This is a genomic window from Arthrobacter sp. zg-Y1171, from assembly GCF_025244845.1.
Lineage (GTDB): Bacteria > Actinomycetota > Actinomycetes > Actinomycetales > Micrococcaceae > Arthrobacter_B.
This window is the reverse complement of sequence record NZ_CP104264.1, coordinates 3,187,718-3,214,073: the sequence shown is the minus strand read 5'-3', so window position 1 is coordinate 3,214,073 and position 26,356 is coordinate 3,187,718. Positions and strand designations below refer to the sequence as shown.

The following is a 26,356-nucleotide window of genomic DNA, read 5'->3' as shown; positions in this document are numbered from 1 at the left end:
CTATGCGAAGTGGGTTGCTACCTTGGCAGCGGTCACCGACTCGACCAGCCGTTCAGCCAGCTCGCGCAGCTTGATGTTCTGGTGGCTGGACGCCCGCCGGAGGATGCCAAAGGCTTCCTCCTGGCTGCAGCGGTTCTGTCCGGCAACGATACCGACGGCAATGTCGATGGCGGTGCGGGATTCCATGGCTTTGCGCAGATCGTCGCTGTCGTCTTTGTGGTTGGCGATTTGAACGGCAACCTGCAGCGTCACGGCAGCTTCCGCCGCATAGTCCTCAACGGCATGCACGAAATCATCGGTGAAAATACCGGTGCTCTTGCCGTACAGGTTGAGGGCCGCGCCGCCGTCGTCACCAATGAGCAGGGGGACGGCGAGCATGGAATAGCAGCCCAGGCCATGGATAGCCTCGAAGTACTCAATCCAGCGGGAACCGGTGCGGGTATCCGGCACCAGCGTCAGCTCTCCGCTCTCCGCCGCGTACAGGCACGGACCGTCGCCGTACCCGTACTGGAGTTCATCGAGCTTGTTGGCCTCGGTGCTGCTGCTGGCCACGGTCTGGGCGCGTTTGTCCCGCTTCAGGGTGATGCTGCAGAAGAGCTGGTCCGGGTCGCTGAAGAGTTCCGCAGCTTGTCCGGCGAAGGCTTCAAGAAAAAGCTCCATGCCCGGGTTGTCCAGAATGAGTTGCTGCAGCTGCGCCGCAACTGAGGTTCCGCGAGTAAGGGCTGTCATTGCAACAGCTTACCCAACGTGCTTCTCCGCGAGACGGTTGGGAAATGGTCCACGGACGACGGCGCGCGGCCGGCGGCAACGCGGCCTGAACTTACGCGTTACGCTCCGGATGGGACCGACGAGCCCTAGGATAAACGCAGTCCCGAAGCGCAGCAGAAACACAGCACCGTAGAAACGAGGCCCCGTGTCCACGCCCCACCCTGATCCGCAGAACGACCACTACCCCTACCCAACAACAGCGGAATCGGGGGATCGTCCCCCGGCGTCGGCTCAATTCCCGTCCTACCCGGCGTCTGCCCAGCTGCCCGGCGGGCGTGCAGCGGGGGAGGGCTTTAAGAACCAGTCGCTGCTCTTCGGTGTGCTCGGCCTGTTTGTCGCTGGATTCGTCCTCGGTCCCATGGCCATTTACTACGCCCAGAAAGCCGAGGCGCTGAATGTCCCTGCAACTGCGGGCAAGGTGCTCGGCTGGGTCAACGTGGTTATGTGCGCCATCACCGTGGCTATCTTCCAGACGCTGATTTACTTCCTGGTGTTCGCCGCGGTTACCGGGTTTGGGGGCCGCGCCATCTAAGTGCTTGACCCTGACACAGTGGCAGGCAGGAGAACTGAGACATGCTATCCATCGGAGCCTTCGCGCAGATCGGCCAGGTGACCCACCGCATGCTGCGGCACTGGGACACCGCCGGGCTGCTCGTCCCGGCCCACGTGAACGAGTTCAGCGGCTACCGCTCCTACGATCCCTCGCAGCTGGAACGGCTGCACCGGATCGTCGCCCTCCGCCAGCTCGGCTTCGGCCTGGAGGAAGTTGCCTCCATCCTCGATGCCGGCGTCGACGCCGACCGGATCGCCCGGATGCTCCGCATCCGGCGGGCCGAGGTGGAGAGCGAACAGCGGACAGCGGCCGCGAGGCTCCTCGACGTGGAACGACGGCTCCATCTCATTGAAAAGGAAAATGCCATGTCCCAGATCGAAATTGTGCAGAAGTCCCTGCCCGCGGTCCGTTTGGCCGCCCGCACCGCCGTCGTCTCCGAACAGCACGAGGTGGCCGCCGTCGTCGGGCCGTTGTTCGACGCCGTGGCGAAGGCCCTGGCACCCACCGGCGCATCCCTGGATAGGCCGATCGCCCAGTACGAGACGAGCGAAAACGGCATGCACATCATGGCCGGGTATGCCGTCTCCACTGCAGGTCCCGACGGCGTGGAGCTGGTGGATCTGCCGTCCGTCCCGACGGCCATCTGCGGTGTCCACCTCGGCGCCATGGACCGCATAGGGGAAAGCTGGCAGGCCGTGCATACAGAGACCATTGCCCGCGGCTTTGTTCTCTCGGGTCCGTGCCGCGAGGTGTATATCCGTGCGGCCTCCGATGACCAGTCGGACTGGGTCACGGAGCTGCAGCAGCCCGTCCAGCCGGCGTAAGGAAACCTGCCCGAGGACAAGCACCGCGGACCGGCGCCGGGTGCGCCGGTCCGCGGATCTCCGCCGCTTTAGACGTTGTAGATCTTCCCGGCGGTGATCCCGCCGTCCACCACGAACTCCGCGCCCGTGGAGAAGCTGGACTCGTCGCTGGCCAGGAAGACGACCACACTGGTGACCTCTTCCGGAGCCGCCGGCCGGGTGAGGGTGGTTTCGGTGAAGTCGATCGGCTTCTGCCTGCCCATCACGGCGGTCATCGGGGTCTGGATGGACCCGGGGTGCACCGAGTTGACCCGCACGTGGGACGCGGCGAGTTCCAGTGCGGTGGACTTCGTCAGTCCGCGCAGGCCGAACTTCGACGCCGTGTAGCCGTGCATTCCGGCAATGCCCTCCAGCCCGGCGGTGGAGGAAATGTTGATGACCGACGACGGCGCGGACGCCTTGAGCGCCTCGACTGCTGCGGACATGCCGAGGAAGGGTCCGGTCAGGTTGATGTCCAGTGCCCGCTGCCAGCGCTCCGCCGGGTATTGGCCGAGCGGGCCGCCGTCGAGGATGCCGGCGTTGTTCACCAGGATGTTGAGCCCGCCGAAGGTGTCCAGCGTGGCTGCCACGGCGGCCGCCCAGTCCTCGGCGCTGGTGACATTCAGATGCACGTAGCGGGCGGCGTCGCCCAGTTCCGCGGCCAGGGCGGCACCGGCGTCGTCGTTGATGTCGGCGATCATCACCTTGGCGCCTTCACGCACGAAAGCGCGCGCATGGGAAGCGCCCATACCGCTGGCTGCGCCGGTAATCAGGGCTACTTTGTCTTTGAGTCGTTCGCTCACGGTTGGATCCTCCTGGTTGGATTGCCGGTTTCCACGGCACGTTCGGCGCTGGGGTGGGGCGGGGCCCTTTTTCGATCGTACGGCGGCGGAATCGGGCAATACCCGACGGAGTGGCCCCGTTGTGGGCAGTGTCATATCCGCAGGAAACCCTTTAGGCTCCTCCTCATGGCATCCCTGATCTCCCACACCTCCTTCGACAGCCTCGACGCCTACGGGCAGTCCGTGTTCTGGCGGCGGATCCTCGGCTTCCGGGAAGACCCGGAGGACCCGAACCGGCCCGGCGAGGAGGAATGCATGATCTTCTCGCAGGACGGCACCCAGCGGCTGCTGTTCATCGAGGTTCCGGACGCCAAGCAGATCAAGAACCGCGTCCATCTGGACTTGAAGCCCGCCGAAGGTACCCGCGACCAGGAACTCGAGCGACTCCTGGGGCTGGGCGCCCGCGAAGTGGACGACCGGCGCAACGCGGACGGCACCGGGTGGGTGGTGCTCGCCGATCCGGAGGGCAACGAATTCTGCATCCTGCGCAGCGACGAGGAGCGCCGGGCGTCGGCGGCAGCAGTCTAAGGCCTCTGATCAGAAGGGCCGGTGCCGGCGCGGAACTGCCGGTACCAAATTTGGCCGTCCGGCGTGGAAACGGTGCGGAGAGCCTCCCGCCTGCCGGTCACAGCTTGTAATCTCGAAAGGCCCATGGCGGCCGAATGACCGCAGCATCCGCGGCCACCCGTACACCCCGCCGAACCCGTTCGCCCAGGGAGCCCCCATGCAACTGGAACCGCGCAGACCCAGCACCAAGGGACCGGCACACATGTTCACCGGCGACGTTTGGTTCGAAGTCATTGCGGCACCGCAGCCGGCACCGTCCCGGATGCGTGTCAACGCCGTGCACTTTGCTCCCGGCGCCCGCACCGCCTGGCACGTCCACGCCGTTGGGCAGACCCTGCACGTCACCGAAGGCTACGGCCTGATTCAGTCCCGGGGCGGGGACATCCTGACGATGCGCCCCGGAGACACCGTCTACACCCCGCCGGGGGAGTGGCACTGGCACGGCGCCGCCCCGGACAACCTCATGACCCACCTGGCCATGTGGGAGGCCCCGCTCGACGACGGCGCGGAGTCCGACTGGGGCGATCTCGTCACCGACGAGGAATACGGTACCCGGCCCTGATTTCGGATGACCAACGAGAGGAATGCCGATGGAAAACGTGACCCTGAACAACGGCGTCGAAATGCCGATCCTGGGCTTCGGCGTGTACCAGGTCCCGCCGGACGAGACCGAAGAGGCCGTGACCAACGCGCTGGCCGCGGGATACCGCTCGCTGGACACCGCCGCGGCCTACCAAAACGAGGCCGCCGTGGGGCGTGCAGTGCAGAAGAGCGGCCTGGCACGCAACGAACTGTTCATCACCACTAAGCTCTGGATCCAGGACAACGGTGAGGCCACCACCACGCGGGCCTTCGAGGCCTCGCTGCAGAACCTGGGTACGGAGTACGTGGACCTGTACCTGATCCACCAGCCCTTCGGAGACGTCTACGGCGAGTGGCGGGTGATGGAACAGCTCTACAGCGACGGCGCGGCGCGGGCCATCGGGGTCTCGAACTTCGCCCCTGACCGGCTGGTGGACCTGGTCATTCACCACGACGTGGTTCCGGCCGTGAACCAGATTGAAACCAACCCGTTCTACCAGCGGGCGGTCGAAAACCAGCTGATGAGCGACCGCGGCATCCGGCACGAGTCCTGGGCACCGTTCGCCGAGGGGAAGAACAACCTCTTCTCCGATCCCACTCTCTCGGCCGTCGGCGAGGCGCATGGGAAGTCCATTCCCCAGGTAGTGCTCCGCTGGCTGATCCAACGCGGGATAGTGGTGATCCCGAAATCGGTCCGGCCGGACCGGATGGCGGAAAACTTCGACGTGTTCGACTTCGAGCTCAGCCCCCAGGAAATGGCCGCGATTGCCGACCTGGACACCGGGAAGTCCATGTTCTTCGACCACCGGGACCCCGAGGCTGTGGCCCGGTTGAGCGGGGTCACTTTGGAGTAGGTTCGGGCGCCCGGGTGTCTTACTTCGTTTCGGGCGCCCGATGCAGGTCCCGCACGAGGTAGAGCCATGGGAAGGACCGGCTCCCCACCTGCCAGCCGTCCGTTTCGTAGTGGGAGGACGGCCGGGTCCAGAGGACGCGGCGGTGTTCCCACTGGGTGTCCGTCTGCAGCATCCGGTGCCGGAGCATGTCGACGCCGATGGTGCGCCAGCCGAGCCGCCCGGCCAGTTCCAGCTCGGGCATTTCATCGAAGGCCGTGACCGGGCCGAGCCAGCGCTCGCGGGAACCGGGGGCCTGTTCCTCCGGGCGGGCACCGAAACGCTGTTGCACCGCCTGCCGGGTCATCCCCAGCTCACGGCCCAATGCGGCCCAGCTGACTCCCGCGCTCCGGGCCGCCGCGACGGCACGGTGCTGCAGCTGCTGGCTGGCCTGCTCGGCGGCTCCCGCCCTAGCCACCAGGGCGAGGTGGTCCTCCTCGGTGAGGGTCCCGGCGTCGTCGTAGTCGCCGAGGATCAGTGCGCCGATCTGTTCCTGCAGATCGGTGACCGGGCCGCGGGTCACGGCTGTTCCCCGGCATCTCGGCTGGGCAGCCAGTATTCGGTGCCGCTGCTGTCCGTGTTTCCCCGCCGGACCTGCGTGACGGCAAGGTACACGCTGAGCGCGATCAGAGCGAAGCCACCGCCCTGGCAGAGGCCCTTGGGGAAACCATGCAGGTCAAGCAGCAACCAGATGGCAAACAGAGCAACACCAACCAGGAACATCACTGCGGCGTAAACGGCGGTGAAGATGCGGAAAGTTTTCATGGTGTCAATCAAAGCTTGACGCCATAGAAACGTCAAGGATTTGTTGACACTTCTTTTTCCGGCTTGCGGTACTCGCGTATTAGGGGGCCGCGGCGGCTAGGGTGCGGGCATTGGTGCACCATCAGCGGTGCCCTGAAAAGAAGGTGCGCTGAAGAGAAGAGGAGCAGACGTGGAACGTTCGGTGTTGTCGTTGTGGTCATCCGGGTCGGTGCTGTCCATCGGGTCGAAGAACTCGGTGCTGTCGATCGGCAGTGTGGGATCGGCGTGTTCGATCGGTTCGATCGGATCGTTTGGGTCGGTGCTGTCCATCGGATCCGCGCTATCCGCGGCGGCGGTGATGTCCTGGCTGTCCGTCGGGTCGATCATGTCTTCACGGTCGAAGGCGGGGGTCATGGCCGCAGGGAAGGCCTAGCCTGCGGGCGCCCAAGCTGTGACCGTCAGATAGCCGGGTTCCGCCAGATCGATGTCCGCCTCCAGTTCCTGCCGCTGGGTCCCGGAGTAGGGCGCCACCAGCAAAGTGCCTACCCGGACCATGCCCGCGCCGGCCGTACCGCGCCAGCCGATCGAGGCCGCTGCTTCCTCGCCCGGGGCCAGCGTCACCGGCTCCACCGGAGGATCCTCGGTCATATGGGAGCCGCCGTGCACCGCGGTGATGCCCATGACCCAGCCATCGCTGCTCTCGAAGTCCAGATCCGGGTAGCCCTGCACCGTGCAGGACCGTGTTCCCGTGTTTCGCACGGTGATCTGCGCTGCCCGGTGGCCCGTGGCCGCATCCCACCCGCCGATCGAGGACTCGACTTCTTCACCGGTGCACCACAGCGGATCTGGCTCGGAGAGGGCGGCACCCACCGGGGCGGCACCGTAAACCGTTGGCTCCGGAGTGGGCGTCGCGGCAGGTTCCGGGGCCGGCTGCGAGGGGTCGCGGGCGGTGAGCGGAAGCGCAACCATCACGGCTGCGGAGAAAAGGGCGAATGCCCCCAAGGCCCAGCCACGCTGCCGAACCCGGGCGGTGAGGGCGGGTTCCTCCGGAACCCGGGCTGCGTGACGTTTCTCCGGCAGATGGGAACCCGCCCCGTCGGAAGCGGGGGCGGAAAGGAAGGTGGCCACGAGGGCCGGCACCCAGCCCCAGGCAACCCCCCAATACGCTCCGGTGAGCAGCGAGGGCCCAAGCAGGTCAAAAATCCACTGTGCCCGGCCCAGGGGCCATTGGGCTAGGACCGAAGCCACGGCCAGCACCGCTGAACCGGCCACGGCCGCCAGCGTCACGCTCATCCAGTTGGCCAGGAAGAGCGCGCCCCGGGTACCGGTCTTCCTGCTATCGGGCAGGAGCACCAAGGTGAACGCGGCCACGGCCAGGGCTGTTAACCCGGCCACCAGCACCAGGCCGGAACCGTCTAGGAGAGATTTGATGCGGACCGGCATAGTGTCCGGGGAGACCAGTGAAGCCAGATGGATCGGTATCCGGCCGTTCCCTGCGGTCAGCAGCGCTTCGAAGGCCCAGCCGGAAAGCAGCCAGAGGGCGGCGACGGCGGCGGGTAGAAGCAGCGGTTTCAATCTTGCGGCAGAGTTCCCCATGCCGCGAGGGTACCCCGTCATCCTCAAGCCGGATCCGGCAGCGGCGCGTGCGGGGAGTTACCGCACCGCTGCCGGTGCGAGTTGCCGTCGCAGCTCCGCGCACAGTTCCGCCAGCGCCTGCGGTGCGCTGCGGCACAGCCGCGGGAAGGCCAGGTAACCGTGCGGCATCCCTACATAGGTGGTGACGCGGACGGGAACGCCCGCCTTGCGCAGCACTTCGGCGTAGCGCAGCCCGTCGTCGCGGATGGGGTCGTGTTCGGCTACCTGGATCAGTGCCGGCGGCAGCCCGGTGTGGTCCAGTGCGAGCAGGGGTGAGGCGTACGGGTTGCTGCGGTCTTTCAGGTCAGGGACATAGAGGCTGCCGTAGCGGAGGATGTCCTTCTTGGTGAGGATGGGTGCGTTGGCGTTTTCCTCGATTGACGGGCTGCCCAAGGTCATATCGGTGGCGGGGTAGATCAGCCCCTGGAACGCGATGGCGGGACCGGACCGGTCCCGGCACATCAGCGTCAGCACCGCCGCCAGGTTGCCTCCGGCACTGTCGCCCACCACGGCGAGCCGGCCGGCGTCGGCCTCCCATTCATCGGCACGGGCGGCCACCTCAAGCAGCGCCGCATAGCAGTCCTCGGCGGCGGCGGGCCAGGGATGCGTCGGCGCCAGCCGGTACTCGAGGGAAACGACGACGGCGCGTGCGTCCCGGGCGATGGTGCTGGCCAGCGAGTCATAAATATCCAGGTTGCCGACGGTCCAGCCGCCGCCGTGGATCAGGACCACCAGGGGCAACGTTCCGTCGGCGTCCTTCGGCCGGTACACCCGGACGGGGATCCGGCCCTCCGCACCCGCGGCGGTGTCGTCCTTCAGCTTTACGCCGGACGCTACCCCGCCCAGCACCCAGTCCAGAACCGGGTTGTGCTTGATGGTGCGCTGCTGGTCAGCGAGGATCTGTTCCTCGCTCTTGTGCGCCACCGAAACCCTGCCCAGCACCTTGCCCACCAGCCGCACCCGGAGATCAAGCTTTGCCATCGTGAACCTTCCTTCTGCTTACCGGCACAGCCAGGGAACTTCCTCCGCTGCTCCGGACGGGCTATACCCCCGGCCGCCCGGGGCGCCCTCGCACCACTCGCTCACCAACGCCCCGCCGAGGCTCAGCGTAACGGGAAGCGCACCCACAAGGAGCAGCATCCCGGTGAGTGTTGAACATAGCCAGGCCTGGCCCGCAGAGGTGGCACGCCGCAACACGATATAGGCAGCTACCGCCCCGAAAAACGTGAGAAGAAAGGGCAGGAAGCGCAGAGCCTGGTCCCAGGTGGAGCCCGTCCCGGCGAGGGCGGACTGGAGGGAAGCTGCCGCCAGGACCGCCCCGATTAGGGCCGGTACCCCGCAGATGGCCCACACGATCATTGCCAAGGTCAGCGGCGCCTGGGGAGGGGGTGCAGCGTATGCGGGCATGCGCCCGAGTGTAGCTCAGGCGCCGATGTGCAGGATCGGCCAGGCCTTCCGCGCGTGCGGAAAGGCCGCGCCTGCCGGGACCCGCCGTCGTCGTTCCCGTCAGCCGTTGCCGCGCCGGAAGCGACCGGGCAGAATCGGACCGTCGGTGAAGGCACGGGACAATGAGGCCCGGGTACCGGCCTGGGCGGATGGAGCGGCAATGAGCACGGACACGACGACGAGCACGGGCACCGGGGCGGCGGCCCACGCCGCGGACAGCCATGACGTGATCCGGGTGCAGGGTGCACGGGTGAACAACCTGCGCGACATCAGCATCGAGATTCCCAAGCGGCGGCTGACCGTGTTTACCGGAGTGTCCGGTTCCGGCAAGAGCTCGCTGGTATTCGGGACCGTGGCTGCAGAATCCCAGCGGCTGATCAACGAGACCTACAGTGCCTTTGTGCAGGGGTTTATGCCCTCCCTGGCCCGGCCGGAGGTGGACCTGCTTGAGGGGCTGACCACCGCGATCATTGTTGACCAGGAACGGATGGGATCGAACCCGCGCTCCACGGTGGGTACCGCCACCGACGCCAACGCGATGTTGCGCATCCTGTTCAGCCGGCTGGGGCAGCCGAACATCGGCCCGCCCAACGCGTATTCCTTCAATGTCCCGTCCGTGAAGGCATCCGGCGCCATCACGGTGGAGCGGGGCGACGGTAAGACCCGGGCGGAAAAGGCGGTGTTCAACCGGCTCGGCGGCATGTGCCCGCGCTGCGAGGGGACGGGAGCGGTCACCGACTTCGACCTCACGGCACTGTTCGACGGCGCGAAATCACTGTCCGAAGGCGCCATCACGGTGCCGGGCTACAGCATGGAGGGCTGGTTCGGGCGGATCTACGCCGGCTCCGGGTTCTTCAACATGGACAAGCCGATTGCAAAGTTCAACAAGCGCGAGCTGCATGACCTGCTGTACAAGGAGCCCACCAAGATCAAGGTGGAGGGCATCAACCTCACCTATGAAGGGCTGATCCCCAAGATCTCCAAGTCCATGCTGTCCAAGGATCCCGAAGCGATGCAGCCGCACATCCGCGCCTTCGTGGAACGGGCCATTACCTTCAGCACCTGTCCCGAATGCGACGGCACCCGGATCAGCCCGGAGGCGCGGTCCTCGAAGATCGGCGGCCTCAACATCGCCGATGTCTGCGCCATGCAGATCAGCGACCTCGCCGGGTGGGTGCGCGGCCTGAAGGAACCCTCGGTGGCGCCGCTGCTGGCCGGACTGCAGCACCTGCTGGATGCCTTCGCCGAAATCGGGCTGGGCTACCTCTCCCTGGACCGCCCCTCGGGCACCCTCTCCGGCGGGGAGTCGCAGCGGACCAAGATGATCCGCCACCTGGGCTCCTCGCTGACCGACGTCACCTATGTCTTCGACGAACCGACCATCGGCCTGCACCCGCACGACATTGCCCGGATGAACCAGCTGCTGCTGCAGCTGCGGGACAAGGGCAACACGGTGCTGGTGGTGGAACACAAACCGGAAACCATCGCGATTGCGGACCACGTGGTGGACCTGGGGCCGGGCGCCGGCACCGAGGGCGGCACAGTGACCTTCGAGGGGCCGCTGGAGGGACTGCGGAAGAGCGGCACCCTGACCGGCCGCCACCTCGGGGACCGGGCCCGGCTCAAGGACTCGGTGCGGCGGGCGTCGTCGTCCCTGGAAGTGCGCGGTGCCGCCACCAACAACCTGCGCGACGTCGACGTCGACATTCCGCTGGGCGTGCTGGTGGTCCTCACCGGGGTGGCCGGCTCCGGCAAGAGCTCGCTGATCACCGGGTCGGTGTCCGGGCGGGACGGCGTGGTGACGGTGGACCAGGGTGCCATCCGCGGCTCCCGGCGCAGCAACCCGGCCACGTACACCGGTCTGCTGGAACCGATCCGCAAGGCGTTCGCGAAGGTCAACGGGGTGAAGCCTGCCCTGTTTTCCTCCAATTCCGAAGGGGCGTGCCCGTCCTGCAACGGCGCCGGCGTGATCTACACCGAGCTGGGCGTGATGGCCACGGTGGAATCGGTGTGCGAGGACTGCGAAGGCCGCCGCTTCCAGGCGTCGGTGCTGGAATACACGCTGGGCGGGAAGGATATTGCCGAGGTGCTGGCCCTGTCAGTGGCCGAGGCGCAGGAGTTCTTCGGCGACGGCGAAGCCCGCACCCCGGCCGCACATAAGATCCTGAGCCAGCTGGCCGACGTCGGGCTCGGGTACCTGCAGCTGGGGCAGCCGCTGACCACGCTTTCCGGCGGCGAGCGGCAGCGGCTGAAGCTGGCCACGCATATGGGCGGCAAGGAAGGCGTCTTTGTACTGGACGAGCCGACCACCGGGCTGCACCTGGCCGACGTCGAGCAACTGCTGGCCCTGCTGGACCGGCTGGTGGATGCCGGGAAGTCCGTGATCGTGATCGAGCACCACCAGGCGGTGATGGCGCATGCGGACTGGATTATCGATCTGGGTCCCGGTGCCGGGCGGGACGGCGGGAGCATCGTGTTCGAGGGGACCCCGGCGGATCTGGTGGCGGACGCGTCCACGCTGACCGGCCAGCATCTGGCGGCGTACGTGGCGGGGTAGGTTTGCTGCCGGCAGGGTTTTCCCCCAGCGGCAGCCGCTCCTAGACCCCTTCGACCGCGGGCAGGCGCCCGGAACGTACCGCGTCGGCGAAGGTTTGATAGTCCTGCTCATTTTGATCTGCGTACCGTTCGCAGAAGTCGGTGACCGAGTTATCGAACAGCAGGATCCGCTCGGGTGAGGCGAATACCCCGAACTTCGATAAATGGGCGTCGCCGCAGAGCTGGGTGATCAGGCCGGATCAGGTCCTGCGGGGTCAGACTCTGTCCGGCAGCTGACGCCCGTAGAATATCGGGCTGGCTTCCCCGAGGGGATGGGTCCGGCGTCGGGGACAGCCCTGCCCTCCGTATTCACCGCCGTCTTCCCGGACTATTCCGGCGGCCCGCTGGGCGTCCGCTCTCGACGGCCACGGGACTATCTCGTAGGTTGAGTGCTGGTCATACCCCATGCAAGGACCGCCACCGGTGTCACAAGTACGGGGAGGGACACGATGCTCTCGCTACTGCTCGGAGCCGCGGTACTGATGGTTTTCGGTGCCTTTTCGGCGCCGCTGAGCCGCCGCGGGGTGACGAGTGCCATGGTGTTCGTGCTCGCCGGGGCTGTCCTCGCGGCGGCATTGGGCGGACCACCAACCGTGGAAAGCCGCCCCGTCGAGCGGGTCACCGAACTGGCCCTTGTATTCCTTCTGTTTACCGACGCTGCCCGGCTCGATCTTGGAATCCTGCGCCGAAGTCTCGGGTGGCCGGGGCGGTTGCTGCTGATCGGGCTGCCGCTGACCATTGTCCTTGGCGTCGGGGCCGGGCTGCTCCTCTTCCCCGAACTTCCCCTGGCCAGTGCTTTCCTCCTGTCCGCGATGCTCTGCTCGACCGACGCCGCGCTGGGGCAGAGGGTCGTCGAGGACACTGCAGTGCCGGGACGCGTGCGCCAGGCACTGACTGTGGAAAGCGGTCTGAACGATGGCCTCGCGGTGCCGTTCTTTCTGGTGTCGCTGAACATCTCGTCGGCGACGCTGGACGGCAGCGTGCCGTCGGCTGTCGCCGGTGCCATCACGGAGCAAATCGGATGGGGGCTGCTGGCCGGGGTGGGTGTCGGGGGAGCAGGCGGGTACCTGCTGCGGGCCGCGGCCGGACGGATTGAAACGCAGTGGCGCCAGCCGTTCACGCTGGCCGTTGCCCTCGGCGCCTATGCGGCGGCCGGTTTGCTCGGCGGCAGTGCGTTCATCGCGGCGTTTGTGGGAGGAATGGCGTTCCGCCTGGCCTGCCGCGCAAGGAACATCGACGCTACTTCCTTCACCGCCGAAGTGGGGAGTGTTCTTGCTGCGGCCACTTGGATGATCTTCGGCGCAGTAGCGGTCCTGGCCGCCGTCCCGAACATCACCTGGCAGGTTGTGGCCTACGCCGTGCTGAGCCTCACCGTCGTGCGGATGCTGCCGGTCGCCGTCGCCCTGGCCGGCAGCGGTGTGCGGTGGCAAACCCAGGCGTTCATGGGGTGGTTCGGCCCCCGGGGGCTAACCTCCGTGGTGTTCGGCCTGTTGGCCTTTGAGCGGGGAATCCCGGCGGCAACCACACTCCTGACTACGGTGGTTGTCACCATCGTCCTAAGTGTCTTCGCGCATGGGCTTTCGGCCAAGCTGCTCGTGGCTTCCTACCACCGCTGGTCCGAGGCCAATCCCGGAAAGTAGTATCCGGCTGCCCAAGCAGTTACGACACCGGGCTGCGGGGACCGGCCGGCGCCTAGAGTTCCCGGATCGGGGTGCCGGCCAGGAACGCCGAGATGTCCTCCACCACCTGCGGAAAGAACGTGCGGTAGTTCCGCTCGGTGACGTACCCGAGGTGCGGCGTCGCCAGAACGTTGGGCAGGTCCCGGAACGGGGAATCTGCGGACAGGGGTTCTTCGGCAAACACGTCCAGCCCGGCGCCGGCAATCGTCTGCTGCCGCAACGCATGGAGCAAGGCGGGCTGGTCGACTATCCCCGCCCGGGAGGTATTGATCAGGAAGGCGTTCGGTCTCATCAGCGCCAGCTCCCCGGCCCCAATCAGCCCGCGTGTCCGGTCGCTCAGCACCAGATGGATGGACACGACGTCGGACGCTGCCAGCAGCGCCTCCTTGGAGGGAGCGAGTCGGGCGCCGGCGGCTTCGGCCCGCTCGGTGGTGAGGTGCTGGCTCCAGGCGAGGACCTCCATCCCGAACGCAGCGCCTACCCGTGCCACCTGCACCCCGATTTTCCCCAACCCCAGCAGGCCGAGCGTGGCACCATGCAGATCGGTGCCGATGGTCTGCTGCCAGGGTCCGCGGTCGCGGAGCGCAGTTGCCTCCGGGACCAGGTGCCGAGACAGCCCCAGGATCAGCGCCCAGGTCAGCTCGGCGGGCGGCGTCGAACTGCTCGCCGTGCCGCAGACCGTCACGCCCCGCTCCCGGGCGGCGGCGAGATCGATCGAGGCGTTGCGGGCCCCGGAGGTGACCAGCAGCTTCAGGCGGGGAAGCCGGGCGAGCAGGCTCGCCGGGAAGGGGGTGCGCTCGCGCATGATGACGACGACGTCGAACCCGGCCAGGCGCGCGGCTACTTCGTCCTCGTCGGCCAGGTGGTCGGAGAAGACGGTCAGCTCCACCTGATCAGCCAGCCGTTCCCAATCGGCGAACCGGGTGGCGGCGTGCTGGTAATCGTCGAGCACTGCGCATGTAACGGTCATGAACTCTTCCCTGCTGCGGTGGACGGGATGGGGAACGGCTGGGAACAAAGTACCGCGCCCGGCGGCAAATACGGCTCCCGGCTCCGGCAGGCCGACCGAAAACGAGGCCGGAAGTCACGCCGAACCGTTCCGCTTGTGACCCACGTCATGTCTCCGGTACGGTGACTACACCCCGGCGGTTCGACTATCGAACGTTCTGTTCAAATAACGAACACGATCGGCGGCACCAACGGCACAACGAAGTGAGGACCCCCGTGCAGTTCCACCACCACGGCTACGTATCCGGTGACCCCCGCATCCAGCCCGCCGCCGGCACCGGCGTCGACCGCCCCGCAGACCTGCCCGACAAAGTGGACGTGCTGATCGTCGGTTCCGGCCCCGCCGGGATGCTCACCGCCGCACAGCTCTCGCAGTTCTCCGGCGTAACCACCCGAATCGTGGAGCGCCGGGACAGCCGCCTCGCCATCGGCCAGGCGGACGGCATCCAGGCCCGCAGCGTGGAAACTTTCCAGGCCTTCGGCTTCGCCGAGGAAATCACCGCCGAGGCCTACCGCATCACGGAGATGTGCTTCTGGCGCCCGGACCCGGAAAACCCGGAGAACATCGTCCGCTCCGGCCGCGCCCTGGATGATCCGGCCGGAATCAGCGAATTCCCGCACCTGATCGTCAACCAGGCCCGCGTGCTGGACTACTTCGCCCGGTTCATGGCCAACTCACCCACCCGCATGCGGCCCGACTACGGGTTCGAGTTCCGCGGCCTCGAGGTCGACGACGACGCCGAGTACCCGGTCACCGTCACCCTCCTGTCCACGGCCGGCCCGGACGAAGGCACCGAACGCACGGTTAAAGCCAAGTACGTGGTGGGCTCCGACGGCGCCCGCAGCAAGGTCCGCGACGCCATCGGCTGCACCATGGCCGGAGACAAGGCGAACCACGCCTGGGGCGTGATGGACGTGCTGGCCAACACCGACTTCCCCGATATCCGCACCAAGTGCGCCATCCAGTCCTCCAACGGCGGCAGCATCCTGCTCATCCCGCGCGAGGGCGGCCACCTGTTCCGCATGTACGTGGATCTCGGCGTTGTGCCCGAAGGAGACAACGGCGCCGTCCGGAAGACCTCCGTTGACCAGATCATCGCCAAGGCCAACGGCATCATGGCCCCCTACACGCTCGACGTCCGCAACGTCGCCTGGCACAGCGTGTACGAAGTGGGCCACCGGCTCACCGACCGGTTCGACGACGTCCGGCCCGAGGACCTCGGCACCCGCACCCCGCGCGTCTTCATCACCGGCGACGCCTGCCACACGCACAGCGCCAAGGCCGGCCAGGGCATGAACGTCTCCATGCAGGACGGCTTCAACCTGGGCTGGAAACTCGGCCACGTGCTGGACGGCCGCAGCCCCGAAACCCTGCTCTCCACCTACTCGGCGGAACGCCAGGTGGTGGCGAAGAACCTCATCGACTTCGACAAAGAGTGGTCCACGCTCATGGCGAAGAAGCCCGAGGAGTTCGAGAACCCCTCGGACCTGGAGGACTTCTACGTCCGCACCGCCGAGTTCCCGGCCGGGTTCATGACCGAATACACCCCCTCCATGCTCATTGCGGAGCCGAAGCACCAGGACCTGGCCGCCGGCTTCCCCCTCGGCAAGCGCTTCAAGTCCGCACCCGTGCTGCGTGTCTGCGACACCAACCCGGTGCAGTTGGGCCACCAGGCGCGGGCGGACGGCAAGTGGCGGATCTATGTCTTCGCCGACGCCGCGGCCGCGGGCACCCCCTCACCGGTCACGGAGCTGGCCGAATGGCTGGACACGGCGCCGGATTCCCCGCTCGCGGCCACGCCGGAAGGCGCGGACCGGGATGCCTGGTTCGACGTCAAGGTGATTTACCAGCAGGACCACACGGGCATCGACCTCGGCGCCGTTCCGGCGGTGTTCAAGCCGCAGGTCGGACCGTTCCAGCTCGATGACCTGGCCAAGGTCTACGGCGCGGACCCGACCGCCGACATCTTCGAGGCGCGCGGCATTTCCCGCAACGGCGCCGTGGTGGTGGTCCGCCCGGACCAGTACGTGGCCAACGTGCTGCCGCTGACTGCCACGGCGGAGCTCGCCGGGTTCTTCGCACCCCTGCTGCCTGCCCGCCAGCAGGCGTAACCGGTTCCCAACGTACGACGACGGCGGCGCCTTAGGCGGCGCCGTCGTCACGCGTTAACGGCAGTGCGGCTGGCAGACTGCCCCGTATGGACCCATTCGAAAGGCACCAATGAGCTATACGCAGTACCCCATGCCCAGTCCGCCCAAGAAGGCGTCACTCGGACCGGTTGGAAAGACGGCCATTGCAGTGACCGCTTTCCTGCTGGTTATGGCCGTAGTGGCGGTAGGAGTCTTCATCGCGAGGGGTGGAGACGGGTATCAGGACCGTGATTGGGCAGACAAGGTGGACTCCATGGTCGACTCGCTGCTCCCGATGGTGTCCGGCGAGGTGGACGACCCCCACGGCGACGAGTTCGATGAGTTCTGGAAAGACCCGGCGATGAATACCCCGGAGGCCACCGCCCTCACGGCCGCGTTGACAGCTCAGTGGGAGTCCCACTTCCGCACCAACCAGCTTCAGGCGCAGGGATACCTGTCCAAGATCGAGGATGCGGACGCCAAGGCGAGAGCCCAAGAGAAGATGGACCAGCTTGACCGTGCGTTTGCCGACGACCGACCGGCGCGTGGAAAGGTGGTCATCTTCGAGGACCTGTCCCCGTTCCTCTCTGCGAGTTGCGACCCGGACGACAGCGACAAAGACCTGATCAAGTTCGACTCCTCCGGGAAACCCCAGCCGCAGTTCACCAATCGCAACACTCGGGCCGGTACTTGGCCTTCGGACCCCGATTTTGAAGCTCGGGTTAAGCCCCTGATCGCGAAGGCGTACCCGGAGATGTATGACGCTTGGCTCTCCGAGCGTTGTAGCAAGTAACCCTGGGCGGGACCTTTGCCGACGCGGATGAGGCTTTCGCCTACGACGAGGGTGAAGATGACCGGAGCCCTAAACGGTTCAGCCCCGCCGGAAACCGCCCTCGGTGCTGATCGTCTGGCCGACCACCCAGCGGCCCTCGTCGGACACCAGCCAGGCGATCAGCCGGGCCGGATCATCGGGGGCGCCGATGCGGCCGCCGGGGAACCGGGACCCGACGTCGTCGAGGACTTCCAGCGGACGGTCCGCCGTCGCCGGATCCAGGTAACCAGTGTTGACCGGCCCCGGATTGACGGTGTTAAGCAGGATCCCGCGGTCGGCGAGGTCAGCCGAGACTGATGGAGTGATGCCGGCGAGGGCGGCCTTCGAGGTGCAATAGGCAATTTCATCTGGCATCGGCCCCAGCAGCTGTCCACTGGTGAACCAGATGACCCGCCCGCCCGTCCGCCCGTCGTGCTGGTCGGCGAAGCGGGCGGTGGCGAGCAGCACGGAGCGGGCATTGACGGCCCAGTGCGTGTCCAGCATGGCGGCGTCCAGTGCCTGCAACCGACCGTCGCCCCCGCTGCGGGCATGGTTGCAGATCAGGATGTCCAGGTGCCCAAGGGCTGCCGAGGCGTCGCGGATCAGGGAATCGGGCGCCTCGGGTGCAGCGAAATCGTGTTCACCGTGGGCAAGCCGGGCGCCGGGCTGCAGCCGTGCCCGCAGCAGGTCCATCACTTCGTCGATGTCCTCGGCACCCCACGGCTGTTCGTCGTCGTGCGGCGCGAAGTGCTGCAGGTACAGGCTGGCACCCATATCGGCCAACCGTGCGGCAACGGCGAAGCCAATGCCCCGGCGGCGGCTCACGCCGGTGACGACGGCGGTGCGGCCGGTCAGGGGAGGGGTAGTCATCGGGCCATGCTAGCGGGAGGACTCCGCGGACCTGCGGAAGGACGAGCAGCCGCCCTTGAAATACTCCCGCAGCTGAGCGGGATCTCCGGCCTGTGCGGGGGCAATCACGGAGGCATCAAAGACTTCGGGGTTGACCATGAACTCCTGCGTTGAGGGCAGGGAGGTGTACTTGGCCAGGTACTCCATGCTGTGGTCCTGGCCCGCCGCGTCTCCGCTGTCGAGGGCCTGGAGGTAGGAATCCATCCACGCGCAGAGCCAGTAGCCGGCGACCGTGGTGTCCTGGACTCCGTCCTGGATGCTGATCCCTCCCTGCTGGGTTCCGGACGAGGGGTCGCTGAAATTGCTGAGTTCGATCCGCCATTCCATCCCGGCCGGCAGCGGCTCCGGGAACTCGGCGATGGCTTCCGCCACCGCCTGGTCGTAGCAACCGGGTGCGATGCTCACGTAGCCCCCGGCCGGGTCGATCCGCAGACTTTCGCCGCCCGGGCAGGGCCGCAGGGTCATTGTGGGTTCCGGGGTGGGACGGGCGCTGGCCTCGGCGCGGGCCGCTTCCTCGTTTCGTTCCGCGTCGGTGGTTCCGCAGCCCGCAAGCATGCCGGTGAATAGGACGCCGGCTGCGGCAACGCCCATCGCTGCGGTAAATCGAGTTTTCATGTGTCCCCCCGGTCTACGCAGACAATAGCCGAGCAGCGACCGGGGGGATAGCCGCATTTTTTGGCGAGCAGGCCGGGGCTAAGCCGTCCGGACGCGGGTTCGCCCTACCAAGGCAGGGGACCGTCCTCATCGCTGAAGGTGCCGGTGGGTCCGTTGGCCGGGATGGTGGCCATCCGGACGGCGGCCCTGGCACCCTGCTCCGGGGTGCGTGTTCCCCGGAAACCGTTCAGTTCCGTGGCAACAAAGCCCGGGCAAACCGCATTGACCAGGATGCCCTCCGGCGCCAGCCCTTTCGCATACTGCAGCGTCAGGGAGGTCAGGGCCGTTTTGGACGGGGCGTACCCGGCGGCGATCGGGTCGGCATTGGCCGGATCGGATACTGCGGCGAGGGATCCGGCCACGCTGGAGACGTTGACGATCCGAGCGGCCGCGGAGAGGCGCAGCAGCGGCAGGAAGGCGGCGGTCACGGAGATGACCCCGAAGAAGTTGGTCTCGAAGACGGAGCGGATTTCATTCACGTCCGCCGAGCCCGGCTGCTGGGCAGCAAAGCTGACTCCCGGCGTCGCCACAATCCCGGCGTTGTTGATCAGGGCATCCAGCCGCCCGAAGCGGCGTTTGACCTCGTCCGCAGCGGCCGCCACCGAGGCCGGATCGGTCACATCGAGGACGACGGCGACGGCGTCTCCACCCTCCGCGCGCACGGCCGCGGCAGCCCGCTCACCGGCGTCGGCGTTCCGTGCGGCTACCACCACGGTGTGGCCGAGCGCCGCCAGCTGGCCGGCAATCTGCCGCCCAATACCTTTGTTGGCTCCCGTGACGAGGGAAATCATGCTGTCATTCATGGCACTCCTTGAAAAAGCGGTTTCTTCCGGGTTGTGGAAGATACCTCCACTCTGTCTCCTCTATTCGGGACTGGGAATAAGGAAAAGTCCGCATTTCTTGCTCTAGAGTACAAACATGGTTTCCGACCGTTTATCCGAAGTCCTTGATTTCATCCAAGTCCGGGGCGTCATTTCCGGCAGCATTGCCGTGCACGGCCGCTGGGAAACGGAGGCAAGGATAGACGACGACATGAAGTTCTTTGCCGTGGTGCAGGGCAGCATGAAACTGGCGACCGACGGCCTTGAAGAACCACTGCATTTGGAGGCGGGCGACGTCGTCGTACTTAACGGCCGCACCTGGCTGCGGCTCCACGGCGGCAGCGGAGACGCAGTGCCCGCCCGCCTCGATCCCCCCGCCAGCGGCACCTTTGTCCGGGCGGGGGAGGGGGAGCCCGGAACCGAGGACATCATCATTGGCGGCCGGGTGGCGGTAAATACCGTGGGCAGGGACCTGCTGCTGCAGGCGCTTCCGCCCGTGGCCCACGTCCGGTCCGGCACCGACGCCGCACCCCACCTGCCCATGCTGATTCGGCGTCTTTTCGACGAAGTTTCCCGGCAGCAGATCGGCTCGGGGTTTGCGGTCCGCCAATATGCGCAGCTCCTGCTGCTGGACGTACTCCGGTCCTTCATCACCGATGCCGAACTCCCGCAGGGATGGCTGAAGCTGATAGCCGATGAACGGCTCCGCCCGGCCCTCGCCCTGATCCATGCCCCGGGGGCTCCGCCTCCGAGCCTGGCGGAACTCGCGAACGCAGCCGCCATGTCCCGCACCGCCTTCGCGGAGCGGTTTCGGGACGTTGCCGGCACTCCGCCTCGCGCGTACCTGAACAACTGGCGCATGCTCGTGGCGCAGCGGGAACTGAGGTCCGGGGATACCCGGATCCGGTCATTGGCGTTGGACCTGGGTTTCTCGTCCGAGAGCGCCTTCAGCACAGCGTTCAAGCGCAGCGTGGGCGAATCGCCGTTGCATTACCGGTCCCGGGTGCGGGCGCTGGAACCGGTGGATTAGCTCGCGCTGGCCGGACGGCGGCGGCGGGAGCGGGCGTAGATCCTCGCCCCGTCGCTGGACAGGGCAAGGATCAACAGGACGTCGAAGGCGTAGCCGAACAGGTTGGTCCGCAGTGCGGTCTCGGGACCGGCGGACACGGCTGCTACCTGCACGGCAATGGCAACGGAGCTCAGGGACATCGCTGTGAGCCGGGCCGAGTTGCTGCCGCGCAGAATGAGTACGGCAAGCACCGCCTCCACCCCGGCGAACACGGTCAGGGAGACGCTGGTGGGAGCGTAGGCGCTGCCCAGCTCGGCAACGCCGCGGCTCTGCGTACCCAGCAGGTTGATCACCAGGGAGATGTCGGTCAGGTGCACCAGGAAGGGCGCCGCCACCGCCAGGGAGGCGAATCCGCGCAGGAACACCAGAACGGCACCGAAAATAACCGCAGCCGGCGGCCGGTCCCGGGCGGCAGCTGTGCCGACGGGCACGGCCGGGCCGGTTTCCGGGAGCCTGCTCAGGTCCGCCACCGGCAGGTCCCCGTCGGTGACAATTGAGTCCCCGCCGCCGTTGCGGGAGTGGTATCCGGTGGAGAAGTTCTTGATGACCTCCACGGACACCGCGGGGGAGGCTTCCCGGAGGGAGTTGATCAGGTAGTCCCGTTCGGCGTCGATGTTCTCGCCGACCCGGTGCGTGACCTGCAGGGTAAACAGGGATAAACCAACGGCACGGTCAAAGGACGCGGCACCCAGCCAGTCCGCGGCAATGCCGCCGGGGAGCATCCAGCCCTCGGGGCAGCGCCAGAAACGGACATGGTGGCGCTGCCGCGGGTTGCCGTGCATTTCCTGCTCGTAGGCAAAATCCTGCTGCCGGTCGAACAGGAGCAGGGGGCTCACCGGGGCGTGGATGTAGCTGCGGTGCAGCAGGGTGGAGGAGGCAATGCGCCAGCTGCTGGCCAGGGTCACCGGGTCCGCAAGGTGCCAGCCGGCCTTTTCCATGGCGCCCCGCAGCTGCGCCTCGCTGCCAAGGAAGGCCAGGTTGACGGCGTCGCCGAACAGGCCGGCATTGGTGCGGGTGCGGCCCATGAAGTAGTTGGGAATGAAAATCTGCGTCAGGACGCGGTCCAGGCGCGGCAGCACCAAGTACGCCAGCGCGGCCCAGAACACCACCAGGAACCAGATATGCCGCTGCTGCAGGCTTTCCTCCAGCAGCAGCACGGCGAACCAGGCTGCACCGATGCCGCTGAACGTAAAGAAAGCCCAGTCGACGGCGGTTGCGCCCGGCCCGCCGTCGGACTCCGCTGCGGTGCCCGGCCGGATCATCCGGAAGTCATAACCCCGGCACTTCGCCGTTTGCCCGGGCCTCAATCCAGTCCACGGCCGCATCCGGCAGGTAATAGGCCCCGCTGCCGTCCGAAGCCATGCCGCGGCTGCGGGAGATCTCCTCCACCACCCACGGCTCTACGGCGTCACCGTTATTGGCGGTCAGCCACTCGCGGGACTCGGAGGTGAGCATCGGCCACCAGAGGGCAATGTCCAGGTCATCGCGCTCAAACTGTTCATCAGTCATGGCTAAAACTCTGGCACTAACGGACCGGATGGTCGACGGTCTGCGCTTCCCGGTTACCAACCGGCCGGAAATTCCCGGGCCCACCCGCCGCGAAGCCGGGTTGCCCCGGAAAACCGGACGTGCGACCGTGGAAGGGAGGCCGCGACACGGTCTCCCGGACGAGGGGTGCCGTACCCGGTGTGCGACAAGACGGCCCAAGGGAGACTCTCATGTCATGGATTGTTCTGGTGCTGTCCGGCGTCCTGGAAGCAGTGTGGGCCACCGCGCTGGACAAATCGCAGGGGTTCAGCCGGTTCTGGCCCTCGGCCATCTTCGTTACCGCCCTGCTGGCGAGCATGGCCGGGCTCGCATACGCCATGCGGGAACTGCCGCTGGGCACCTCGTATGCCGTCTGGGTGGGCATCGGCGCCACGCTGACCGTCATCTACGCCATGGCCACCGGCGCGGAATCCGTGTCCCTGCTGAAGATCGTGTTCCTGGCGATGATTGTGGGCGGCGTGATCGGCCTGAAGTCGCTCCACTAGACGGCGCCCCGGGCCCGCTAGATTAGACGGCATGACTGCTGCGGGGGCCGTGCTCGAGATTTCCAACCTACTGGTGGGCTACGCCGGTGCACCCGTCTGCGGCGCCATCACCGCGCACGCGGACGCGGGGGAGATCCTCGGCGTCGTGGGCTTCAACGGTGCGGGCAAGTCCACCGCCGCCCGCACCATCGCCGGGAAACAGCTGATGCTCGACGGCGAGGTGCGCGTCCACGGGCTGCCCGCCAACGAGGACGCCATCCCGTTCCGCCGGCAGGTGGCCGCACTCTTCGATGAGGACGCCTTCTTCCCCTCCCTGTCGCTGCGGGAACATCTGCAGCTGGTCGCCCGCGGGCACGGGGTCGCGGACCCGGACGCCGCCGTCGACGCGGAACTGGACTTTTTCGGCCTGCAGGACCGCGCAGACGCCGTCCCGGAGTCCGTCTCCTCCGGCCAGAGGCGGCGGCTGCTGCTCGCCTCGGCCCTGATCCGGCCGTCCTCCCTGCTGATCCTCGACGAACCGGAACAGCGCCTGGACCCGGTGATGCGCGAACGGGTGGGGAAGCGGATCCGCCAATACGCCGACGACGGCGGCACGGTTCTGCTTGTGACCCACGATCCGGCGTTGCTCCTGGCGACCGCGGAACGCTGCCTGCTGATCGATGACCAGGTGCAGGAGATCGAACCGGCCCGGGCCGCGGCCGAGATCGCGGGCCGGTAACCCGTGACCCGCATCGAAGCCGCCCCGAGGGCGACGGAGTTCAACCCGGCCCGCTACACTCGTGCAGCCTCGCGGGAACACCGCCGGGGCAGTGTCCGCGTCCGGGATGTGCTGCTGGACGCCTATGCCACCTTGCTGGGAGTCGGAACCATTGGCGCTCTGGCCGGGGGACTGGTGCTGGCGATGCGGAACGAGGTCGCGAAGGCCCTGGGTTCCGGAACCGGCAGCCGCCGCACTGTTATCACCGCGGACTGGACCGCCCTGCACGACGGCGCCGCGGCGACCGTCCTGCTGTTCGCGGCCCTGGCTGCGGTGTTGGCCGGTGCCCGGAAGCTCGGGCCGGTGGCCGTGGCCTCGGCCGAGGGGTACTGGTGGCTGAGCCTGCCCGTGGACCGTCGCCCCTTCCTGGCCGGACCGCTGCTCCGCCGAGCAGGCCTGGTCTGGGCCGGAGGTGCGGTGCTATATCTGCCGGTCGGCTTCATCAGCGACCTGCAGGCACCATTGCAAGGCCAGTTCCTCGGTGCCGCCGTCTTCGGGCTGGCGGCGGTCTGTGCACTGTTGCTGGCGGCCCTGCGGCAGTCGGCGGGGACCGGTTTCCCGGGCGGAACAGCGGGTACGGCCGGCGGGCTGGTGCTGCTGGTCCTGCTGAGTTTCGTTCCCCGGCTGGCCGCCGCCGGGGAGCTATGGCCGGCCGCCGCAGCGTTGGCCGCCGTCGTTGGACTGTGGGCGCTGGTGTTCGCACGGATAGGTGCGATCCCGGGCCGTGAGCTGATCCGGGGCGGCGGGGTGTCCGGGCACGCCGGTGCTGCGCTGTATCTGATGGACACCAACGAGCTTGGCCGGGCGTTCGCCGGCACGCCGAAGGTCCGGACGACCTCCCGCGCGCGGCGCTGGTACGCCAGGGGAGCGCGCACCCCGTTCGGCGCACTGCTGCGGGCGGATGCCACCGCATTCCTGCGCACCCCCGGGACCTGGGGCCGTCCCGTACTGCTGCTCCTGCTCTGCATCACGGTTCTGCTGTCCGCCGGACAGCAGCCCGCGCCGCTGCAGCTGGTCATCATCCTGCTCACCATCTGCGCGGTGGTTCCGGCGCTGGGCACCCTGGCCCGGCAAACCGCAATCACACCGGGGCTGGACGCCCTGCTGCCGCTGTCCCCGGCACTGGTGCGGCTGAGCCGGACGGCCCTGCCCGCGGCCGCACTGATGATGTGGTCCGCAGGGTTCTGCGCCGTCCTGGTGCTGCTGGGTGCGGGCAGCCCGGCGCTGATCGGGCTTGGCGCGCTCGCCGGGGTCGGGTTCGGTGCTGCGGCGGTCCGGGGTGCGTACCGGCCGCTGCCGGACTGGACCGCTCCGCCGACCGAAACCGTGTTCGGTCCGGTGCCCACAGCGCAGACCGGATCCCTGGCCCAGGGGCTGGATGCGATCCTGCTGGCCGCGGTGCCGTTGCTGCTGGGCCTGTTCCTCGGCTACGTTCCCGTAGTGCTGCTGCTGGCCCAGGCGGTCTTTTCCGCGGTCTGCGTCCTGCTGGTGATGTATTCGCGGAAATAGGACGGGCGGCAGACTCGATGGCGCACTGGGCCTTACGTGAGCAGTGCTTCGCGGTGCATGCGCGCCAGCGCCCTTGTGCAGGGAAAGACCCGGGGGTTGAGTTGCGGGATGGGATCCCTTACATACTCCATGAACTGCTCACTGGACGGGTACGGCGCCGACGCTGACGGCAACTTCGCCTGGTTGGAGCCGACCGAAGATTTTCTTGCCTCACACTCCGAGGACCTGGAAGACGCGACCGCCGTGCTCTACGGGCGGCGCATGTACGAAACCATGGCCGTGTGGGAAACCGATCCAACCTTGGCCGCGGGGCCGCCGGGGGCAGCCCGGTTCGCGGCGGCCTGGACGGCGGTGCCCAAGGTCGTGTTTTCCTCCACACTGCAGGATGTTTTCACCGGCCGGACGACTTTGGAACGCACCCTGACTCCGGAAGCCGTGGAACGGGCCAAAGCCGCGGGAAACGTTATGATCGGCGGCCCGGAACTGGCCAAGAGCGCTATGCGAATGGGGCTGGTGGACATTGTGTCGCTGGTGATCTGTCCGGTAATTGCCGGCGGCGGTGCGCGGGCCCTGCCCGACGGGTTGCCGCTGGACCTTCGCCTGCTGCGGGAACAACGCCTCGACAACGGGGGAGTCCGGGTGACCTACGCCGTGGGCTGAGGCGTGCTTTCTGCGCGGCGGCCGGATCGGAACCAACCGCCGCGCACCCTGCTCCCGCCTAGAAGAGGCGTTCGGCCACGTTCACCCGGGTGGCCGACGCCAGCGCGGACTCGACCTTCGCCTTGGGTGTTGTGCCCGGAACCGAACTCATCAGCTGGTCATCGGGTGTGCCGGCATCCGCGAGGTAAAGACGGGTGTAGCCCGCGGAGTCCGGCTCAAACCTCCAGCTCTCGGCGACTGTGCCGGCGTCGACGACGTCGAAGCCCAGTCCGTCGATGAGTGCGGCCGCCTCGGCCTTGGCTGAGTCGTCGTCGGAGGCGATGGGCAGCGCGGAGCGGTCAGCGGACCCGGCGGGGCGGGCCAGAAGCGGAATGTGATGGGCCAGGATGTTATTGAAGGCCTTGACGTACTGCGCCCCGGGAAGCCGGCTCTGCACCAGTTCACTGGTGGTCACCGTGCTGTCATCAAGCTCGGCGATCCGCCCGTCCCGGGACGGGTAGTAATTGCTGGTGTCCAGGACGATTTTGCCGGCCAGCAATCCATCCGGAAGAGCGGAAACCGCATTCAACGGAATGGAAAGCACGACGGCGTCGCCGAGTTTTGCGGCGTCTTCCACCGTTCCGGCCTGGGCCAGCGGCCCGAGGTCGGCCACCAGTTCCGTGAGCGTTTCAGGTCCCCTCGAGTTGGCAATCACGACGTTCATGCCCGCCGCAACCGCGAGACGCGCGACTGCCGATCCGATGTTTCCGCTTCCAATGATGCCCAATGTCGGCATGGCGTATCCCTTCGATGATGTTTCGTTGGACTGGCGCGGGTGTACTCCGGCAGTCCCTAAAGGAGGCAACTGCCCGT

General features: G+C 67.2%; 30 protein-coding genes and 1 riboswitch. Of the genes, 14 read left to right on the top strand and 16 right to left on the bottom strand.

Features of this window, described 5'->3' with window-relative positions; genetic code table 11:
• Window positions 1-729, bottom strand: a complete 729-nt coding sequence (locus tag N2L00_RS15145) for a GAF and ANTAR domain-containing protein (RefSeq protein WP_255862327.1) — start codon at window positions 727-729, stop codon at window positions 1-3.
• Window positions 730-913: 184 nt separating this feature from the next.
• Here N2L00_RS15145 and N2L00_RS15140 point away from each other — a divergent pair, with 184 nt between their 5' ends.
• Window positions 914-1,300, top strand: a complete 387-nt coding sequence (locus N2L00_RS15140) for a hypothetical protein (RefSeq protein ID WP_255765341.1) — start codon at window positions 914-916, stop codon at window positions 1,298-1,300.
• 41 nt (window positions 1,301-1,341) lie between these two features.
• Window positions 1,342-2,145 (top strand): MerR family transcriptional regulator, encoded by an 804-nt coding sequence (locus N2L00_RS15135; protein ID WP_255765340.1) that lies wholly within the window; start codon window positions 1,342-1,344, stop codon window positions 2,143-2,145.
• Between the two features lie 68 nt (window positions 2,146-2,213).
• On the opposite strand, the gene N2L00_RS15130 is transcribed toward N2L00_RS15135, so the two are convergent.
• Window positions 2,214-2,966: a glucose 1-dehydrogenase gene (locus N2L00_RS15130; RefSeq protein WP_255765339.1), complete on the bottom strand. Its 753-nt coding sequence runs from the start codon at window positions 2,964-2,966 to the stop codon at window positions 2,214-2,216.
• 165 nt (window positions 2,967-3,131) lie between these two features.
• On the opposite strand from N2L00_RS15130, the gene N2L00_RS15125 reads away from it, so the two are divergent.
• From N2L00_RS15125 to N2L00_RS15115, 3 genes are all read left to right on the top strand, one after another.
• Entirely contained in the window at window positions 3,132-3,533 is a 402-nt protein-coding gene (locus N2L00_RS15125) for a VOC family protein (protein ID WP_255765338.1), read from the top strand.
• Between the two features lie 196 nt (window positions 3,534-3,729).
• Window positions 3,730-4,134, top strand: a complete 405-nt coding sequence (locus N2L00_RS15120; protein ID WP_255765337.1) for a cupin domain-containing protein — start codon at window positions 3,730-3,732, stop codon at window positions 4,132-4,134.
• Between the two features lie 28 nt (window positions 4,135-4,162).
• Window positions 4,163-5,008, top strand: coding sequence for an aldo/keto reductase (locus N2L00_RS15115; protein WP_255765336.1), 846 nt, complete (start codon window positions 4,163-4,165; stop codon window positions 5,006-5,008).
• A 19-nt stretch (window positions 5,009-5,027) separates the two neighbouring features.
• Here the strand turns inward: N2L00_RS15115 and N2L00_RS15110 are convergent, their stop codons facing one another.
• The 6 genes from N2L00_RS15110 to N2L00_RS15085 form a co-directional block, all read right to left on the bottom strand.
• Entirely contained in the window at window positions 5,028-5,567 is a 540-nt protein-coding gene (locus N2L00_RS15110; RefSeq protein WP_255862328.1) for a hypothetical protein, read from the bottom strand.
• On the bottom strand, window positions 5,564-5,809 hold the full coding sequence (locus N2L00_RS15105) for a hypothetical protein (protein ID WP_255862329.1): 246 nt from the start codon (window positions 5,807-5,809) through the stop codon (window positions 5,564-5,566). Before N2L00_RS15105 ends, N2L00_RS15110 begins: the two co-directional genes overlap by 4 nt.
• 96 nt (window positions 5,810-5,905) lie before the next feature.
• Window positions 5,906-6,202: a hypothetical protein gene (locus N2L00_RS15100; protein ID WP_255765333.1), complete on the bottom strand. Its 297-nt coding sequence runs from the start codon at window positions 6,200-6,202 to the stop codon at window positions 5,906-5,908.
• Between the two features lie 15 nt (window positions 6,203-6,217).
• Entirely contained in the window at window positions 6,218-7,384 is a 1,167-nt protein-coding gene (locus N2L00_RS15095) for a DUF4232 domain-containing protein (RefSeq protein ID WP_255862330.1), read from the bottom strand.
• 57 nt (window positions 7,385-7,441) lie between these two features.
• Window positions 7,442-8,404, bottom strand: a complete 963-nt coding sequence (locus tag N2L00_RS15090; RefSeq protein ID WP_255862331.1) for an alpha/beta hydrolase — start codon at window positions 8,402-8,404, stop codon at window positions 7,442-7,444.
• A gap of 18 nt (window positions 8,405-8,422) precedes the next feature.
• Window positions 8,423-8,830 carry a hypothetical protein gene (locus N2L00_RS15085; protein ID WP_255862332.1) on the bottom strand — a complete coding sequence of 136 codons (408 nt, stop codon included), beginning with the start codon at window positions 8,828-8,830 and terminating at the stop codon, window positions 8,423-8,425.
• A 199-nt stretch (window positions 8,831-9,029) separates the two neighbouring features.
• On the opposite strand from N2L00_RS15085, the gene N2L00_RS15080 reads away from it, so the two are divergent.
• A complete protein-coding gene (locus tag N2L00_RS15080; RefSeq protein ID WP_255862333.1) occupies window positions 9,030-11,426 on the top strand; it encodes an excinuclease ABC subunit UvrA in 2,397 nt (798 codons plus the stop codon).
• Window positions 11,427-11,466: 40 nt separating this feature from the next.
• Here the strand turns inward: N2L00_RS15080 and N2L00_RS15075 are convergent, their stop codons facing one another.
• The gene (locus tag N2L00_RS15075; RefSeq protein WP_255862798.1) at window positions 11,467-11,655 is read right to left on the bottom strand and encodes a DUF2252 family protein; all 189 of its coding nucleotides are present in this window, start codon (window positions 11,653-11,655) and stop codon (window positions 11,467-11,469) included.
• A 258-nt stretch (window positions 11,656-11,913) separates the two neighbouring features.
• Between N2L00_RS15075 and N2L00_RS15070 the strand changes: the two genes are divergently transcribed.
• On the top strand, window positions 11,914-13,104 hold the full coding sequence (locus N2L00_RS15070; RefSeq protein ID WP_255862334.1) for a cation:proton antiporter: 1,191 nt from the start codon (window positions 11,914-11,916) through the stop codon (window positions 13,102-13,104).
• A 52-nt stretch (window positions 13,105-13,156) separates the two neighbouring features.
• Here the strand turns inward: N2L00_RS15070 and N2L00_RS15065 are convergent, their stop codons facing one another.
• Entirely contained in the window at window positions 13,157-14,113 is a 957-nt protein-coding gene (locus N2L00_RS15065) for a D-2-hydroxyacid dehydrogenase family protein (RefSeq protein WP_255862335.1), read from the bottom strand.
• Window positions 14,114-14,367: 254 nt separating this feature from the next.
• On the opposite strand from N2L00_RS15065, the gene N2L00_RS15060 reads away from it, so the two are divergent.
• Entirely contained in the window at window positions 14,368-16,263 is a 1,896-nt protein-coding gene (locus tag N2L00_RS15060) for an FAD-binding monooxygenase (RefSeq protein WP_255862799.1), read from the top strand.
• Between the two features lie 109 nt (window positions 16,264-16,372).
• A complete protein-coding gene (locus N2L00_RS15055; protein WP_255862336.1) occupies window positions 16,373-17,074 on the top strand; it encodes a hypothetical protein in 702 nt (233 codons plus the stop codon).
• Between the two features lie 78 nt (window positions 17,075-17,152).
• On the opposite strand, the gene N2L00_RS15050 is transcribed toward N2L00_RS15055, so the two are convergent.
• The 3 genes from N2L00_RS15050 to N2L00_RS15040 all read right to left on the bottom strand — a co-directional run bounded on the left by N2L00_RS15050 (window position 17,153) and on the right by N2L00_RS15040 (window position 19,458).
• Window positions 17,153-17,962 (bottom strand): SDR family oxidoreductase, encoded by an 810-nt coding sequence (locus N2L00_RS15050; RefSeq protein WP_255862337.1) that lies wholly within the window; start codon window positions 17,960-17,962, stop codon window positions 17,153-17,155.
• Between the two features lie 9 nt (window positions 17,963-17,971).
• The gene (locus N2L00_RS15045; protein ID WP_255862338.1) at window positions 17,972-18,616 is read right to left on the bottom strand and encodes a hypothetical protein; all 645 of its coding nucleotides are present in this window, start codon (window positions 18,614-18,616) and stop codon (window positions 17,972-17,974) included.
• Between the two features lie 104 nt (window positions 18,617-18,720).
• Complete coding sequence (locus tag N2L00_RS15040) at window positions 18,721-19,458, bottom strand: SDR family NAD(P)-dependent oxidoreductase (RefSeq protein WP_255862339.1); 738 nt, start codon at window positions 19,456-19,458, stop codon at window positions 18,721-18,723.
• A 115-nt stretch (window positions 19,459-19,573) separates the two neighbouring features.
• Here N2L00_RS15040 and N2L00_RS15035 point away from each other — a divergent pair, with 115 nt between their 5' ends.
• Window positions 19,574-20,506 (top strand): AraC family transcriptional regulator, encoded by a 933-nt coding sequence (locus N2L00_RS15035; protein ID WP_255862340.1) that lies wholly within the window; start codon window positions 19,574-19,576, stop codon window positions 20,504-20,506.
• Here N2L00_RS15035 and N2L00_RS15030 read toward each other — a convergent pair.
• Entirely contained in the window at window positions 20,503-21,807 is a 1,305-nt protein-coding gene (locus tag N2L00_RS15030) for an LssY C-terminal domain-containing protein (protein WP_255862341.1), read from the bottom strand. The two genes, N2L00_RS15035 and N2L00_RS15030, sit on opposite strands and share 4 nt — an antisense overlap.
• 7 nt (window positions 21,808-21,814) lie before the next feature.
• Window positions 21,815-22,054, bottom strand: a complete 240-nt coding sequence (locus N2L00_RS15025; protein ID WP_255765319.1) for a hypothetical protein — start codon at window positions 22,052-22,054, stop codon at window positions 21,815-21,817.
• Window positions 22,055-22,186: 132 nt separating this feature from the next.
• Window positions 22,187-22,253: riboswitch (guanidine-III (ykkC-III) riboswitch) on the top strand.
• 10 nt (window positions 22,254-22,263) lie between these two features.
• On the opposite strand from N2L00_RS15025, the gene N2L00_RS15020 reads away from it, so the two are divergent.
• From N2L00_RS15020 to N2L00_RS15005, 4 genes are all read left to right on the top strand, one after another.
• Entirely contained in the window at window positions 22,264-22,578 is a 315-nt protein-coding gene (locus N2L00_RS15020) for a multidrug efflux SMR transporter (RefSeq protein ID WP_255765318.1), read from the top strand.
• Window positions 22,579-22,609: 31 nt separating this feature from the next.
• Window positions 22,610-23,296, top strand: a complete 687-nt coding sequence (locus N2L00_RS15015) for an ABC transporter ATP-binding protein (protein ID WP_255765317.1) — start codon at window positions 22,610-22,612, stop codon at window positions 23,294-23,296.
• 3 nt (window positions 23,297-23,299) lie between these two features.
• A complete protein-coding gene (locus N2L00_RS15010) occupies window positions 23,300-24,844 on the top strand; it encodes a DUF6297 family protein (protein WP_255765316.1) in 1,545 nt (514 codons plus the stop codon).
• Window positions 24,845-24,952: 108 nt separating this feature from the next.
• Window positions 24,953-25,504, top strand: a complete 552-nt coding sequence (locus N2L00_RS15005) for a dihydrofolate reductase family protein (protein ID WP_255862342.1) — start codon at window positions 24,953-24,955, stop codon at window positions 25,502-25,504.
• Window positions 25,505-25,562: 58 nt separating this feature from the next.
• Here N2L00_RS15005 and N2L00_RS15000 read toward each other — a convergent pair whose 3' ends face one another.
• Window positions 25,563-26,348, bottom strand: a complete 786-nt coding sequence (locus N2L00_RS15000; RefSeq protein ID WP_255862343.1) for an NADPH-dependent F420 reductase — start codon at window positions 26,346-26,348, stop codon at window positions 25,563-25,565.
• Window positions 26,349-26,356 lie beyond the last annotated feature (8 nt).